The 14,552-nt window shown below is 71.0% G+C and carries 12 protein-coding genes; 5 read left to right on the top strand and 7 right to left on the bottom strand.

The features are described 5' to 3' along the window. Positions 1-52: 52 nt before the first annotated feature. From ACWGJP_RS01485 to ACWGJP_RS01475, 3 genes are all read right to left on the bottom strand, one after another. Complete coding sequence (locus tag ACWGJP_RS01485; protein WP_452327978.1) at positions 53-1,525, bottom strand: L,D-transpeptidase family protein; 1,473 nt, start codon at positions 1,523-1,525, stop codon at positions 53-55. Between the two features lie 156 nt (positions 1,526-1,681). Then, entirely contained in the window at positions 1,682-2,170 is a 489-nt protein-coding gene (locus ACWGJP_RS01480; protein WP_452327977.1) for a hypothetical protein, read from the bottom strand. Positions 2,171-2,283: 113 nt separating this feature from the next. Next, on the bottom strand, positions 2,284-2,691 hold the full coding sequence (locus ACWGJP_RS01475; protein WP_452327976.1) for a RidA family protein: 408 nt from the start codon (positions 2,689-2,691) through the stop codon (positions 2,284-2,286). 25 nt (positions 2,692-2,716) lie between these two features. Here ACWGJP_RS01475 and ACWGJP_RS01470 point away from each other — a divergent pair, with 25 nt between their 5' ends. From ACWGJP_RS01470 to ACWGJP_RS01450, 5 genes are all read left to right on the top strand, one after another. Continuing rightward, positions 2,717-3,934 (top strand): alanine racemase, encoded by a 1,218-nt coding sequence (locus ACWGJP_RS01470; protein ID WP_452327975.1) that lies wholly within the window; start codon positions 2,717-2,719, stop codon positions 3,932-3,934. Continuing rightward, entirely contained in the window at positions 3,925-7,167 is a 3,243-nt protein-coding gene (locus tag ACWGJP_RS01465) for a family 20 glycosylhydrolase (RefSeq protein WP_452327974.1), read from the top strand. The genes ACWGJP_RS01470 and ACWGJP_RS01465 overlap by 10 nt, the downstream gene beginning before the upstream one ends. 74 nt (positions 7,168-7,241) lie before the next feature. Continuing rightward, the gene (locus tag ACWGJP_RS01460; RefSeq protein ID WP_452327973.1) at positions 7,242-8,423 is read left to right on the top strand and encodes an ROK family transcriptional regulator; all 1,182 of its coding nucleotides are present in this window, start codon (positions 7,242-7,244) and stop codon (positions 8,421-8,423) included. Between the two features lie 22 nt (positions 8,424-8,445). Beyond that, a complete protein-coding gene (locus ACWGJP_RS01455) occupies positions 8,446-9,414 on the top strand; it encodes an ROK family protein (RefSeq protein ID WP_452327972.1) in 969 nt (322 codons plus the stop codon). Beyond that, a complete protein-coding gene (locus ACWGJP_RS01450; protein WP_452327971.1) occupies positions 9,407-10,186 on the top strand; it encodes a glucosamine-6-phosphate deaminase in 780 nt (259 codons plus the stop codon). Before ACWGJP_RS01455 ends, ACWGJP_RS01450 begins: the two co-directional genes overlap by 8 nt. Positions 10,187-10,216: 30 nt before the next feature. Here ACWGJP_RS01450 and ACWGJP_RS01445 read toward each other — a convergent pair whose 3' ends face one another. The 4 genes from ACWGJP_RS01445 to ACWGJP_RS01430 are packed head-to-tail and all read right to left on the bottom strand — an operon-like array spanning position 10,217 to position 14,467. Then, complete coding sequence (locus ACWGJP_RS01445) at positions 10,217-10,636, bottom strand: NUDIX hydrolase (protein ID WP_452327970.1); 420 nt, start codon at positions 10,634-10,636, stop codon at positions 10,217-10,219. Continuing rightward, on the bottom strand, positions 10,629-11,993 hold the full coding sequence (locus ACWGJP_RS01440; RefSeq protein WP_452327969.1) for an FAD-binding oxidoreductase: 1,365 nt from the start codon (positions 11,991-11,993) through the stop codon (positions 10,629-10,631). The genes ACWGJP_RS01445 and ACWGJP_RS01440 overlap by 8 nt, the downstream gene beginning before the upstream one ends. Then, positions 11,990-12,361, bottom strand: a complete 372-nt coding sequence (locus tag ACWGJP_RS01435; protein ID WP_452327968.1) for a YrdB family protein — start codon at positions 12,359-12,361, stop codon at positions 11,990-11,992. Before ACWGJP_RS01435 ends, ACWGJP_RS01440 begins: the two co-directional genes overlap by 4 nt. Positions 12,362-12,370: 9 nt before the next feature. After that, a complete protein-coding gene (locus ACWGJP_RS01430) occupies positions 12,371-14,467 on the bottom strand; it encodes a sigma-70 family RNA polymerase sigma factor (protein ID WP_452327967.1) in 2,097 nt (698 codons plus the stop codon). Positions 14,468-14,552 lie beyond the last annotated feature (85 nt).

The raw sequence follows: 14,552 nt of genomic DNA, 5'->3' as shown, positions 1-14,552 counted from the left end.
AGGGCCGGATGCTTCGAGCATCCGGCCCTTCGTCGTCAGCGGGAGATGCCGCTCAGTTGTGGATCCACACCTCGACGCCCTGCGGCGCCCACTCGTAGATCTGCTGCGCGCGTGAGTTCGGCATGCCGACGCAGCCGTGGCTCATGCGGTTGCCCCAGTTGCTGTGCCAGTACACGCCGTGCAGCGCCTGGTCGCCGTTGAAGTACATCACCCAGCGCACGTTCGGCTGGTAGTAGAAGGGGCGCACCGAGGTGTCCTCGCGGCCCATGTTCTGGCTCTCCAGCTTCCAGTTGATGGTGTACGTGCCGGTCTCGGTGTCGTTTCCGCGCTTGCCGCTGGAGATCAGCCAGGAATCGATGACCTTGCCGTTCTCCAGCAGGTAGAGCCGCTGCTCGCTGAGGTTCACCTCGACCTTGCGGACCACATCGGTGGTCTGGAAGGGGACCTCTTCGACGGGGAGTGCGAACGCGGCGTTGCCGTCGCTGAGCTGCGAGGCGAAGTCGTTCGCGGCGGAGGAGAGGTCGCCGACCTCTCGGCCTGATGCTCCTGCGGCGAGCTCGCGGAGCACCTCTCCGGAGGAGTTGACCACCGTCGTGGCGTTGACCGCCGCGCGGTTCACTGCCTTCGGCACGGTGTCGACGACGGCCTGGATGGCTGCCTCGTCCGCGTCGATCACGAGCTCGCCGTCCTTCGGGGTGACGGTGAGCCAGGTGGCGGCGACGGCGGGCGCCACGGGCACCGTGCGCTCCTCGCCGACGTAGAAGCCGATGGTGCCGAGCATGCCGTTGAGCTCCGCGGCGGTGGCTGCCGCCTCGTCATCGGAGATAGCGGGCTGGGCCTCGGTCGGGTCCCCCGAGAAGTCGAGCTCGCTCTTGCCGTCGCCGACGGCCTCGATGAATGCGGCGGTCAGCGTGTCGACATCGATGCCGGTACCGGATGCCGCCGGCGTGGTGACGTAGGCGCTCGTCGCGGCGTCGAAGACGACGGTGGCATCCGTCGCATCGGTGAACGAGGAGGGGACGGCGCTGCGCAGGGCGCTGAGCGCGGCATCCTGATCGATCGTGATGGTCGCATCGATGGGATCGGCGCCCCACATGGCGAGGTTCCACATCGGACGGTCGGCGAACGCCTGCTCCGCGAGCGCCTCGGCGTCGATGGATGCGCCGAGGTCCGCACCGGTGAGCACGGCGTCGCCGCCTGCGCCCGTGAGGGTGATCTCGGTGTCGGCGAGACGGGACGCGATGGTCTCGGATGCCATGCCGGGGGTCTGCCAGCCGACCTGGATGCCGGCGACGCTCGTGCCGGGGGCGATGAGGACGAGGGATGCCGCTGCGGCGCCGAGCACGGCGACTCCTGCGGCGATGCCGACCCACATGCCGACGCGGCGCTTCTTCGGTGCGGGCTCGATGGGGGCCCACTCCAGGGGCGGGTTCTCGCCCGTCCCCGATGCACCAGAAGACACGGCTTCGGAGACCACCTCTGTCGCGGCGGTGTCCGAGCCGGAAGCGGCAACGAGATCGGTCACGATCTCACCCCCCGTGGTCGGCGTGACTCTTACGAGCCAATCGTACGGGACGCGTGTCACGGAACGGCAACGGTTCACTGTGACCACGCGCACAGTGCGGGAAACGCGGAACGGCCCCGTGATCGCGGGGATCACGGGGCCGTTCGGATGTGTCTATCAGCCGGCGCAGAGCGTGCTGAAGGCGGTGGCCGACTCGGTCAGGTCGCTGGCGACCGTGGACAGCTCGGAGGTGACCGAGGTGTCGCCGTCGATGAGGACCTTGGAGTAGAGGTCGCGCAGCGAGGCGAAGTCCTCGTAGACCGCGGTGACGGCGGCCTTGACCTCGGGGTTGGTGACCTCGTCGGCTGCGGCGCCGATGGCGTCGACGGTCGACGAGAACGCGTCGACCGCACCCTGCGGGTCGGAGGCGGCGGTCGAGACGTCGAACGACGACAGGTCGTCGCTCGCCGTGGAGATCGCGGTCGCCGCGGCGGCGCAGGCGTCAGCCAGCGACTGGTCGGACGTGGTCTCCTCGGTCGTGGTCTCCTCCGACGTCGCGGTGTCGTCGGATGCGGTGTCCTCCGACGCGCTGGGCGTCGAGGAGCAGGCGGTGAGGCCGAGGACGGCGACGGCTGCGATCGTCCAGGCTGCGATGGTGCGGTTCATGAGTGATCCCCCTCCGGTGGTGCGCCGCTGAGCGGTGCGATGAGCAAACGCAGACCAGTCAACCATGTTCCGGCGTCCGGCGAGGATGGGGAGCATTCCCCATCGCGCGGTGCTCAGTCGGAGACGACGGCGATGCCGTCGATCTCGACGAGCATCTCCTCGCGCGGCAGGCCGGTGAAGACCGTGGTCCGCGAGGGCAGCACGCCGCTGGGGGTGTGCGCGGTGACGAAGGCGCCGTACGCGTCGTTCATGATCGCGAAGTCCTCGCGCTTGGTGAGGTAGACGCGGAGCATGACGACGTCGTCGAAGGTGGCACCGGATGCCTCCACGATCGCCTTGACGTTCTCCAGCGTCCGCGTGGTCTGCGCGGCGACGTCGCCGGGGAAGAGGTACTCGTTCGTGACGGGGTCGACGGGGCCCTGCCCGGAGACCTGCACGAAGGGACCCTTACGCACGCCCTGGGAGAAGGTGTGCGCGGGGGCGGGGGCGGCGTCGGTCGTGATGCGGGTCTTCGAGGTCATGAGCCAAGCCTAGTAGCATTGTTAGGTGCCTCTACAAAACCCGGATCCCGTTCTCGGCCCGTGGGCCAAGGCCTTCCCTCGGCGCGCCGAAGGGCTGCGCCTGTCGGAGGTGGCCGAAGCAGGGCTGCGCCTCTCCGAGTTCTCCACGCCGGTGCTGACGCTGCATGAGGGTGCCGTGGCGCACAACGAGCGGACGGTGTTCGACTGGGCCGCCGCCTCCGGTGTGCTCCTCGCACCGCACGGCAAGACGACCATGGCGCCTGCACTGTGGGAGCGGATGCTCGCGGCAGGGGCCTGGGGGATCTCGGTCGCGACGCCCTGGCAGGCGCGCGTCGCCGTTCAGGCCGGCGTGCCCACCGTGCTCATCGCGAACACGGTGCCGGATGCCGCCGCGGCGACCGGGCTCGGCGAGCTGCTCGCGGAGACTCCCGGTCTTCGCATCCTGTGCTGGGCCGACTCGACGGACGCCGTCGCGCTGCTGGCCGCAGGCGCAGCGGATGCGCAGCATCCGCTGGACGTCCTCGTCGAACTCGGGGGAGAGGGCGGGAGGACCGGCGCGCGCACCATCCCCGAGGCGCAGGCCGTGGCTGCGGAGATCCTCGCGTCGCCCGGGCTGCGCCTGGCCGGCGTCGCCGGCTACGAGGGACCGTTCGGTCCGGACCGATCGAGCGCATCGCTCGCCGCGGTCGATGCCTACCTGGGTGAGCTCGTCCGGCTGCACGACTCCCTCGCCTACCCGGACGGCGTCCGTCCGGTGCTCACGGCGGGCGGCAGCGCGTTCCCCGATCGTGCAGCGGCGGTGCTCGGAGCACGGCGTGACGATGCGGACGTCGTGCTGCGCTCCGGGGCGTTCCAGATCCACGACGACGGCTTCTACTCCCGGATGTCGCCGTTCGGCGCGGCCGTGCCCACCGCTCCGCTCCGCTCGGCCATGCACGCGTGGTCCAGGGTGGTCTCCCGGCCAGAGGACGCCCTGGCGATCCTGGATGCCGGAAGACGCGACGTGTCCTTCGACATCGACCTGCCCGTCCCGCAGAGCGTCGAGGGCCGGATCACGGCGCTCAACGACCAGCACGCCTTCCTGCGCATCGCCCCTGACGAACCCCTGCGCGTCGGGGACGTCGTCCGGCTCGGCCTCTCGCATCCCTGCACGGCGTTCGACAAGTGGCGGGTGGTGCCGGTGATCGACGACCCTGATTCCGTGGATCCGCTCGTGATCGGGGCGGTGGCGACATGCTTCTGAGCGCGGAGCAGGCCGCGGCTGGTCGAGTCAGGGTGTACCGCGGCGCGACCGTCGTCGACGGAACGGGGGCGCCGCGGCGCAGCGCCGACGTCGCGGTGGAGGGGGCGAGAGTCGTCCACGTCGGTTCGGGCGCGGCGCGCGAGCTGCCCGAGGGATCGATTGAGATCGACGCCTCGGGTCTGGTCCTGGCCCCCGGCTTCATCGACATGCACGCGCACAGCGATCTCGCGGTGCTCAGCGGCGCTGCGCACACGGCGAAGCTCCTGCAGGGCGTCACCTGCGAGGTGATCGGGCAGGACGGGCTCGGCTACGCGCCCCTCGACGATGCGGCGGCCGTCGCGATCCCCGCCCAGATCGCGGGGTGGAACGGGCCCCTCGCCGATGCGCCGTGGCGCAGCACGGCCGAGTTCATCGCGGCCGTCGATGCGGCGACGGCCGGGAACGTCGCGGTGCTCGTCCCGCAGGGGAACCTCAGGATGATGGTGGTCGGTCACGCCGACCGCCCGGCGTCGGACGCCGAGGTCGCGGTGATGGCCGAGCTGCTCGGCGAGGCGCTGGATGCCGGAGCATTCGGCATGTCCAGCGGTCTGACCTACACGCCGGGCATGTACGCGACGACGGCCGAGCTCGAGGTGCTCTGCCGCGTGGTGGCCGAGCGCGGCGGCTACTGGGCCCCGCACACCCGCAGCTACGGCGCGGCGGCGCTGGATGCGTACCGGGAGGCGCTGGACATCGGCCGCCGGACCGGATGCCCCATCCACCTCACCCACGCCACGATGAACTTCGCCCCGAACAGGGGCAGGGCGGCCGAGCTGCTCGCGCTCGTGGACGAGGCGGTCGCCGACGGCGTGGACGTCACGCTCGACACCTATCCCTATCTTCCCGGCGCGACGACCCTGGCAGCGCTCCTGCCCAGCAGGCTGGCCGCGACCGGCGATCTCATCGCCACCCTCGCCGCACTCGACGCCGATGGACGAGAGCGCGTGCGCGTCGAGCTGGAGGAGCACGGCTGCGACGGGTTCCACGGAGAACGGGCCGACTGGTCCGCCATCGAGATCTCCGGCGTCGCCGACCCTGCGCTGGCGGGACTCGTCGGGAGGCGCGTCGACGAGATCGCGCGAGCGGCCGGGAGACCGGCCGTGGACGTCGTGCTGGACACCGTGATCGCCGATGCCGGTGCGACCGGCATCCTCATGCACATCGGCGACGAGGCCAACGTCCGCGAGATCATGCGGCACCCCCGCCACACGGGAGGCAGCGACGGCATCCTCATCGGGGCGAAGCCCCATCCGCGGGGCTTCGGGACGTTCGCGCGGTACCTGGGGCACTATGTGCGCGAGCTCGGCGTGCTGGGGCTCGAGGAAGCCGTCCACCACCTCGCAGGCCTCCCCGCGCGCCGGCTCGGCCTCGATCGCGGTGATGCGCCGCGCGGCGTGGTCCGCGTCGGTGCGACGGCCGACCTCGTGCTCTTCGATCCCGCACGCATCGCCGAGGGAGCCACCTTCGACACGCCGAGGACCGCTCCGGAGGGCATCGTCGAGGTGCTCGTGGCCGGTGTGCCCGTGGTCTCGTACGGCGCCATGACCGGAGCGGCCCCCGGCCGTGCCCTGCGGATGTCGCCGCCGCCGCATCGTGCGGTCGTCCCCGACGTCGACGCGCGCATCGATCCCCTCGCGGAGGCGGTGCTGCTCGATGAGAGCACGGCGATCGATGCACCGCAGGAGCTCTCCGGCATCGCCCGTCAGCTGCGTGAAGCGCTGGGTCTTCGCGCATCCGGTGGCGGAGCCGCGACGATCGCCCTGCGCGTCGACACGGGCATCCGCGCGGAGGAGGGCTTCGAGATCACGGTCGGTCAGGGGAGGATCGAACTGCGCGGAGGCGCGCCGGTCGGGGTCTTCCGAGCGGCGACCGTGCTGCGTCAGCTCTGCGCACCGGAGCGCGCCATCGGATCGAGGCTGCCGGCGGGGGCATGGAGCGGCCGGCCGGCCTTCGCATGGCGGGGTGCCATGCTCGACGTGGCGAGACACTTCCGCCCCGCGGCTGACGTCCGCCGGTTGATCGATCTCCTCGCCGCGCACCATCTCAACATCCTGCATCTGCATCTCACCGACGATCAGGGCTGGCGTTTCGAGGTGCCTGGCTACCCGCGCCTCACCGAGGTCGGCGCCAGAAGGGACGCGACCCAGCAGGGGCACGGACCGCACGCACGGGTCGAGCAGGGACGCCACGAGGGGTACTACACCACCGCCGAGCTCCGTGAGCTCGTGCGCTATGCCGGGGAGCGCTTCGTCACGATCGTGCCGGAGGTGGAGCTGCCCGGACATGTGCAGGCGGCGCTCGCGGCCTATCCGGAGCTCGGCAATCTCGATGCCGGCCCTGTGGTGACGGAGCCCTGGGAGCGGTTCGGTGTCAACGAGCGCACACTCGCGCCTGGCGATGCCGCGCTGGCTTTCGGGCGGGCGGCGATCGATGCGCTGTGCGAGGTCTTCGATGCGGAGTGGATCGGCATCGGGGGCGATGAGGTCCCGGTCGCCGAGTGGGAGCGGAGCGCATCCGCCGCAGCGTTCATGGCCGAGCGGGGCATGCGGTCGGCGGGCGAGATCCAGCCCTGGTTCACCGAGCGGTTCGCCCAGCACGTGCGCTCCAGGGGGCGGACGGCGCTGGCCTGGGACGAGGTGCTGGAGGGCGATGTGCCAGAGGGCGTCCGGATTCTGGCCTGGCGCGGCCCCGTCGCTCTCGAGGAGGCGCTGCGCCGAGGCATCCCCGTCGTGGCATGCCCCGATCTGCAGGTGTATCTGGACTACCGTCAGTCGGATTCGGCGGACGAACCGGTGCCGGTCGGACCGGAGCTGACGGTCGAGGACGCCTATCGGCTCGAGATCGACCGGAGGGCCGCCGGCGGGCAGGCGAACACGTGGACGGAGCACCTCGCGACGAGGGACGCCGTCGACTACGCCATGTTCCCGCGGTTGAGCGCCATCGCGGAGCGGCTCTGGGTGGATGCTGCTCCGGCGCCATGGGAGGGATTCGCGAGACGGCTCCCCGTCCACCTGAGGCGGCTCGCGGCGGCAGGGGTGCGGTATCGTCCTGTCGACGGACCCGCACCGGATCAGCGTCGGCCTGGCGTCCCGGGCAAGCCGATGACCCTCGAGGCGCGGCAGGAGATCGTGGCGGGTCTCGTCGCGGGGATCGTCGCGCGGCGGGCCGCAACCGACGCCACGGAGATGAAGTAACGTTTCGGTAACCCTCCCGGTGGCGAGCCGGGCGGAGGTTGCGCAATTTTTGTTCGTAAGGTCTACTAACAAACATGTCCGAATCGGATGAGAACGCTGTCGCCTCGGCGGCCGTCGTCGGCGCCGCCGTGCACGGCTTCGGGCCGGCCAGGCACCTGCGCTCGCGCACGAAAGTGCTCCCAGAGCATGCCAGGGGGCACAACCGCGCCCTCGTGCTGCAGACCCTCTATCACGCTGGCGCCATGAGTCGTGCTGATCTCTCCAGGGAGACCGGGCTCACCCGCGTGACCATCTCCGATCTGGTCGCCGAGTTCATCGCCGACGGCATCGTCGTGGAGAAGGGGATCCGAGAGACGGCAGGGCCCGGCAAGCCTCCGATCCTCATCGACATCGACCGAGACGGTCACCAGATCATCGGGCTCGACCTGTCCGGCCCCGATTCCTTCCAGGGCGCCGTGCTGAGCCTGGACGGCGCGGTGCTGCACCGCGCGGAGATCGCGCGCCCCTCCGAGGGCGGCCAGGCGATGTACGACGCCGCGCTGCACCTGGCACGCACGCTCGTCGACGCATCCACGACGACGCTCCTCGGCGTCGGCGTCGGAACCCCCGGTGTCGTCCGCCCCGACGGCTTCGTGCTCAGCTCGCCCAACCTCGGATGGACCGATTTCCCCCTGGAGGCACGACTCGGTCTCGATCTGGGCCTCCCGGTGCTCGTGCGCAACGACGCGAATGCGGCGGTCCTGGCCGAGTACACCTTCGGCGAGGCCAGAGCGGACTTCATGCTGATCAAGATCGGCCGCGGCGTCGGCGCCGGCCTGATCACCGCCAGCCAGCCTCTGCGCGGGAGCCGTTTCGCCGCGGGGGAGATCGGCCACGTCGTCGTCGGCACCGACGGCGGCCCCCGGTGCGCCTGCGGCAAGGACGGCTGCCTCGAGGCCTGGTTGAGCGTCGGACGCCTGACCGCGGCGATCGATGCCGCGCCCTCGGCGCGCGATGAGCTGCTCAGGGACGCGGGAACCCGAATGGGGATCGCGATCTCTCCGATCGTCGCCGCCCTCGATCTCGACGAGGTCGTCATCTCCGGCCCCGCGGACCTCCTGGACGGCGCGCTCATCGACGCAGCCGTCGAGACGCTGCGCGCGAGGACCCTGGAGGGCGTCTTCGACGACGTCGCGATCCGCCGCACCCTGCAGGACGACATCGTGCTGCGCGGTGCGGCTGTCATGGTGCTCTCCGGACAGTTGGGCGTGTCGTGACCCGAGCAGGAGCCGCGCGCTGATGGCGCGCGACGAGATCGTCGAGCTCTCGGACCGGCGCGTGCGCATCGGACTCGACGTCGGCGGGACCAAGACGGATGCCGTCGCCGTCGCCAAGGACGGCACGATCCTCGCACGCGTCCGCCGTGCGACGGGCTGGGGCGAGGACGCCGTCATCGAGAGCATCATCGCCTGTGCGGACGAGCTGCGCGCGGAGCTGGGCGTCGAGGCATCGGCGATCTCCTCGGTGGGCGTCGGCATCCCCGGCCTCATCGACCAGGCGACCGGCCGCGTCGTGCACGCGGTCAACCTCGGCGTCGAGTCGCTGGACATCGCAGGTCGCGTCGGCGCGACCCTGCGTGCGCCGATCGCCGTCGAGAACGACGTCAAGGCCGCCGCCCTCGGTGCGGCTGCGCTGCGCGGCGATGCGGCGCTGGCCTACCTCAACCTCGGCACCGGTGTCGCCGCCGGCGTCGTCACGGATGGCCGCATCTGGCGCGGAGCCCGCGGAACGGCGGGGGAGGTCGGACACATCAGCGTCGACCCGAACGGGCGCGCGTGCGGGTGCGGACAGCGTGGCTGCATCGAGACGCTCTGCGGCGGCGGCGCGCTCGCCAAAGCATGGGGCAGGCCGGGCTCGCTGCCGATCAGGGACATCTTCGACGCCGCAGACGAGGGCGACGCGCAGGCGGTGGCTCTGCGTGCCGACCTCGCCAGGGGCGCGGCAGCGGCGGTGCGGGTTCTCGTGCTCTCCGTGGACGCGGACACCGTGGTGATCGGGGGAGGGATCACGGCACTGGGCGACCGACTGCATGCGCAGGTCGTCACGGCGCTTCGTCGGGATGCAGAGGGATCGCCCTTCCTGCGGTCGCTCCAGCTCCACGACAGGATCGAACTGCTGCCGCCCGGGTCCCCGGCCGCGGCACTGGGCGCAGCCCTCGTCGGGGCGGCTGCATCATCGCACCGGAAGGAACCCGCAGGGCATGGCTGAGATCATCATCGTCGAGGACAGGGCGCGCGCGGGCGAGATCGTCGCGGCCGAGATCGCCGCGCTCATCGCGCGCCGCCCTGACGCCGTGCTCGGCCTCGCCACGGGGTCGACGCCGCTTCCCGTCTACGAGGCGCTGCCGGCGGCGCTCGCCGGAGCTGATGTATCGAGGGTGCGCGGCTTCGCACTGGACGAGTACGTCGGCATCGATCCCTCGCATCCGGAGAGCTACCGCTCGGTGATCCGGCGCGAGGTCGTCGAGCCGCTCGGGCTCGACCCCGCGCTGATCCGTGTTCCGGACGGCGCGCTGGAGGGGATCGAGCACGCCGGGGACGACTACGAGGCCGCGATCGCCGAAGCCGGCGGCGTCGACCTGCAGATCCTGGGAATCGGGACCGATGGGCATATCGGCTTCAACGAGCCCGGCTCCTCGTTCGCCTCGCGCACGAGGGTGAAGACGCTCACGGCCCAGACCCGTGAGGACAACGCCCGCTTCTTCGACTCCATCGACGACGTGCCCATGCACTGCATCACGCAGGGGCTCGGCACGATCCTCCAGGCACGGCACCTCGTGCTGCTCGCCTTCGGCGCGGGCAAGGCGAAGGCGGTCGCGGATGCCGTCGAAGGTCCGCTCACGGCCTTCCTGCCCGGGTCCGCCATCCAGCTCCACCCGCACGTCACGGTCGTCGTCGACGAGGAAGCGGCCTCGGAGCTCGCGCTGGCCGACTACTACCGGTACACGTACGCGAACAAGCCGTCCTGGCAGGGCATCTGATCCTGCGCACGGCTGACGGCGCAGCGTCCGTCAGCCGACGGCGCCGAGTGCCACGTCCGGCCATGCCAGCGGCAGCAGATGCTCCACGCTCAGCGGCGCGAGCGGCGTGTTCGCGACGTCGGACGGCGTGATCCAGCGCAGCTCGGCGAGCTCCGCCTGCACCGCGACGTCCTCCGGCCGTGCCCGCATCCGGAACGCGTCGGCGATGACGCGATGACCGGGCTCGTTGGCCGCCAAGGAGGTGAACGAGCCGAGCGGCTCGAGCTCGTCCTCGGCGACCTCGAGCCCCAGCTCCTCCTCGAGTTCGCGGGCGAGCGTCCCGGCCGGAGTCTCGCCGGGCTCCGGCTTCCCTCCCGGCTGCATGAAGCGGGTCGTACCGTGCTTGCGGACGACGAGCACCCTGCTGTGCTCGTCCATGATGATCGCCGCGCTCACGTGGATGTCAGGCATGCTCTGCGAAGACCTTTCCGGGGTTGAGGATGCCGAGCGGGTCGAACACGCGCGTGATCTCCCGCTGCAGCTGCCACTGGTCCTCGCCGAGCTCGGCGGCAAGCCATTTGCTCTTGAGGGTGCCGATGCCGTGCTCGCCGGTCAGCGTCCCGCCGAGCCGGATAGCGGCGCGGAACAGATCTCCGGCGGCATCCCAGATGCGCTCGGGGATCTCCGGTCCGTCCACGATGAAGTTCGGGTGCAGGTTGCCGTCGCCGGCATGGACGACGGTGGGGATGGTGATGCCGTAGGTGCGCTCGATGGCGGCGATCTCGTCGAACATGGCAGGCAGTGCGCTCCGGGGCACCGAGACGTCCTCGATGAGGGTCGTCCCCAGCGCGGCCATCGCCGCGTGCATGGAGCGGCGGACGGCCAGCAGGCGCTCGCCCTCGGCGGGATCGTGCGAGAGCACGACGTTCCCGCCGAGGCGCTGCAGCACGGCGGCGATCCGGTCGGCCTCCTCTGCGGCGGCCGGTCCGTCCGTCTGCACCGTCAGCTGGGACGTGCCCTGGGGTGGTGCGGGCAGAGACAGGAGTCGGTGCACGGCGGCGAGGGCCGAGGCATCCATCAGCTCCATGATCGCGGGCTGCACGCCGGCGGCGGTGACCGCGGAGGATGCCTCGGCGGCGGCCCGCGCGGTGGGGAAGGATGCCGCGATCGCGCAGGTGGTTCCGGCGGCGAGAGGGCGCAGCTTCAGCGTCGCCCCGACGACGACCCCGAGTGTGCCCTCCGAGCCGATCACGAGCGAGGTGAGGTCGAGCCCGGTCACGCCCTTGACCGTCCGGTGGCCGAGTCGCATGAGACGCCCGTCCGCGAGGACGAGGTCGACGCCCAGCACCGCATCGCGCACCACGCCGTACTTCGCGCACAGCAGGCCCCCTGCGCCGGTGGCGATGTTCCCGCCGACCGTGGAGATGTCGCGGCTCGCCGGATCCGGCGCCCACCAGACCCCGTGAGGTGCGAGGAGGGCGTTGAGCTCGGCATTCAGAATGCCCGGCTCGACGACGGCGAGCAGGTCATCCGGCCGGATCTCGAGGACGCGGTTCATGCGCAGCGTGGAGAGCACGATCTCGCCCGTTCCGGCATTGGCCGCACCGGCGAGGCCGGTGCCCGCACCACGGACGACCACCGGCGTCCTCGTCGCCGTGGCGATGCGCATGGTCTCCTGGACGTGCGCCGCCGTCTCGGCGTGCACCACCGCGAGAGGGCGTCCGGGGGCGGAGTGGCCCGAGCGATCGGAGCGCGCCGCTTCCAGGGCCGTCTCGGAGACGTCGACGAGATCGCCGAGCGCCGTCTGGAGCTGGCCCAGTGCGGTCATGCCAGCGCTCGGCGCCCTGCGAACAACCCGGTCACCACCGCGACGACGGCGAACCCGAGACCCACCCAGATCTGTCCCATCGACCACCAGGCGATGGTGACCCCCACGTAGACGAGCAGCTCGACGGCGGCACGCAGGAAGGGATGCAGGACGAGGACGGGACGCGGCGAGAGGAACAGTGCCCAGATGAGGAGGACGACCAGCGGCGCGCCGATGCCGACGACGATGTTCCACGGCAGCGGCCAGGTGAACAGGCCCCACAGGGCGAGCGAGGCGATCGCGACGAGCAGGACGACGACCCGGACGATGTCGAGGGGAGTGATGCGCGGGCGGTTCACGCCCGGTTCGGCCGGAGTCTGCGAGGTCATGCCTCCAGTCTATTCGGCGGGCGCCTGCTGCTCCTCGACGGGGGCTGCGGAGGTCTCCGCAGCGGCGGCGGGCTCGACGACATCCTCCGGCGCAGAGGCGACGGTGTCCTCCGAGGCGGGCGCCGCGTCCTGCTCGATGGGAGCCGGAGCCGGCTCTGGCTGAGGGGCCGGTGCAGGTGCTTCCTCGGCGGGCACGTCCTCAGCAGGAGTCTCTGCGACCGGGGCCTCTGTGACGGCGGGTTCTTCTGGAGCAGGCTCCGCCTGCGCAGCATCCTCGCTGGTCGAGGACGTCGGCTCTTCGGCAGGGGCCTCCTCCGGTGACGTCTCCGCAGCAGCGTCGTCCGAGGGGGTCGTGGCGCAGTCGGGGGCCGTCAGCACGGAGAAGATCGTCACGCCAAGACCGGAAAGTGTCGTCGTCAGCGGGAACGCGCTGCCGTCGACGGTGACGTAGTGCAGCTCGACGTCCGCGTTGCTGAGGATCTGCGAAAGGCTCGGACGCAGGCTGAGCGTCGCGGTGCCGTCGTCGGCGAGCACCTGGTTGTCCGCACCGCCCGTGCTTGCGTCGAGCAGCGCCTGGAGCTCAGCGCCCGGAGTTCCGAGCACATCGAGACTGACGTACGTCTTCGGGAGCACACCGCCCTCGTCCACAGTGCACAGGCCGACCGAGCGGACCTCTACGGGTGCTGTCGGCACCGCAGGGCCCTCCGGATCGGTGGGGCCTTCCGGGTCGGTCGGACCCTCGGGGTCGGTCGGTCCCTCCGGGTCTGTGGGGCCTTCGGGGTCGGTGGGGCCTTCCGGGTCGGTCGGGTCCGTGGGGCCCGTCGGATCGGTGGGCTTCGTCGGCGTCGGGGGCGCGGTCTCACCGGCGCTGCCGCCGTCCGACGGCACCGCCGGTGGCGCGGCGACAGGCGGAGCCTCCTCCGGCACGAGATCCTCGACGACGTCCTCCTCGTCGACGACCTCATCGAGGACGATCTCGTCGGAATCCCCGAGCGTGTCGTCAGGGCTCACCTCGGCAGGGATCGAGGGGGAGTCGGCAAGGTCGCTCGCGCTCGGCAGCGAGGTCATGGCCGGCGCGGCGACGAGGCCGGGAACGATCGCCGCAGCTGCCACCACGCCGGCCACCACGAGCGCTGCGGAGCCGGCACCGACGAGGGCACCGATTCCCGTCATCGCGCCGCCCGTGACTCCGGCAGATCCTCCGGCACCGCCGCTCGCGCTGCCGCCCAGACCGCCTCCTGCGCCACCCGTCACGGCTGCGCCGGAGGTCATGACTCCGGACGGCATCGCCAGCGCCACGATCGGCACGCCGCCGCCTTGGAGAGTCGCGAGGTACGCCGCGGACCCGGAGATGCCCAGGACGAGCGGGAGAAGCACGAGGGCGAGACGGTTGGAGACGTCCTTCGCCTCAGCGGCGACGATCATGCATCGCGCGCAGGACTCCAGATGCTCGTCGAGGCGCTTGCGGTCGCGGTTGCTGAGATTTCCTCGCGAGTAGGCGCCGAGGTGCTCGATGCTCCACTGGCACTCGGAGCCGGGCTCCGCGCTCCTCAGGTGCGCCTGGATCCAGGACTCGCGCAGCCCCTCGCGCGCCCTGAACGCGAGCTGGGCGACGGCGCCGGCCTTCATGCCGAGCAGCGGTCCGACCTCCGCGGGCTTCATCTGCTCGATCTCGGTGTACCAGAGCACCTCCTGCCACCGGGAGGGGAGGCTGCGGAACGCCTGGGCCGTGAGACTGCGGTCGAGCGCGTCCTCCGTAGCCTGGTCCGAGCTGTCCGGATCGGCGACGGCCTCCATCTCGTCGATCGCGGTCTCGCGCCGTGACCTGCCCCAGGCCGCGGCGGTGTTGCGGATGCTGGTGAACAGATACGCGCGGAAGGAGCCGTTCGGCCCGCCGCCCTTGAGGATCGCGTTGTAGATGCGGGTGTAGGACTCCTGGACGAGGTCGTCCGGGTCGAGCGTGGACGTGATCGAGCGTGCGACCGCGAGACCGGAGGGGTAGTGGCGTCGCCAGAGTTCGCCGAAGGCGTTCTTGTCGCCGGAGCGGGTGCGCAGCACGAGCTCGTGGTCGGCGACCGGCTCGTCGGAGTGGTTCAGATCAGACACGTTCATCCCAAGGTCGTGAAGCTCTCGTCGGCTTCACATGAAGAGACGCGTGAATCGGATCCTCATCACGCGCATCTGCCATTCT

Source organism: Microbacterium sp. NPDC055903, from assembly GCF_053615555.1.
The sequence above is the reverse complement of the archived record's forward strand: the minus strand, read 5'-3'. Positions and strand labels throughout refer to the sequence as shown.

Coding starts and splice junctions, on each gene's coding strand:
- ACWGJP_RS01480 (WP_452327977.1), bottom strand. CDS start 2,170: ATGAACCGCACCATCGCAGCCTGGACGATCGCAGCCGTCGCCGTCCTC.
- ACWGJP_RS01475 (WP_452327976.1), bottom strand. CDS start 2,691: ATGACCTCGAAGACCCGCATCACGACCGACGCCGCCCCCGCCCCCGCG.
- ACWGJP_RS01465 (WP_452327974.1), top strand. CDS start 3,925: ATGCTTCTGAGCGCGGAGCAGGCCGCGGCTGGTCGAGTCAGGGTGTAC.
- ACWGJP_RS01460 (WP_452327973.1), top strand. CDS start 7,242: ATGTCCGAATCGGATGAGAACGCTGTCGCCTCGGCGGCCGTCGTCGGC.
- ACWGJP_RS01455 (WP_452327972.1), top strand. CDS start 8,446: ATGGCGCGCGACGAGATCGTCGAGCTCTCGGACCGGCGCGTGCGCATC.
- ACWGJP_RS01450 (WP_452327971.1), top strand. CDS start 9,407: ATGGCTGAGATCATCATCGTCGAGGACAGGGCGCGCGCGGGCGAGATC.
- ACWGJP_RS01445 (WP_452327970.1), bottom strand. CDS start 10,636: ATGCCTGACATCCACGTGAGCGCGGCGATCATCATGGACGAGCACAGC.
- ACWGJP_RS01440 (WP_452327969.1), bottom strand. CDS start 11,993: ATGACCGCACTGGGCCAGCTCCAGACGGCGCTCGGCGATCTCGTCGAC.
- ACWGJP_RS01435 (WP_452327968.1), bottom strand. CDS start 12,361: ATGACCTCGCAGACTCCGGCCGAACCGGGCGTGAACCGCCCGCGCATC.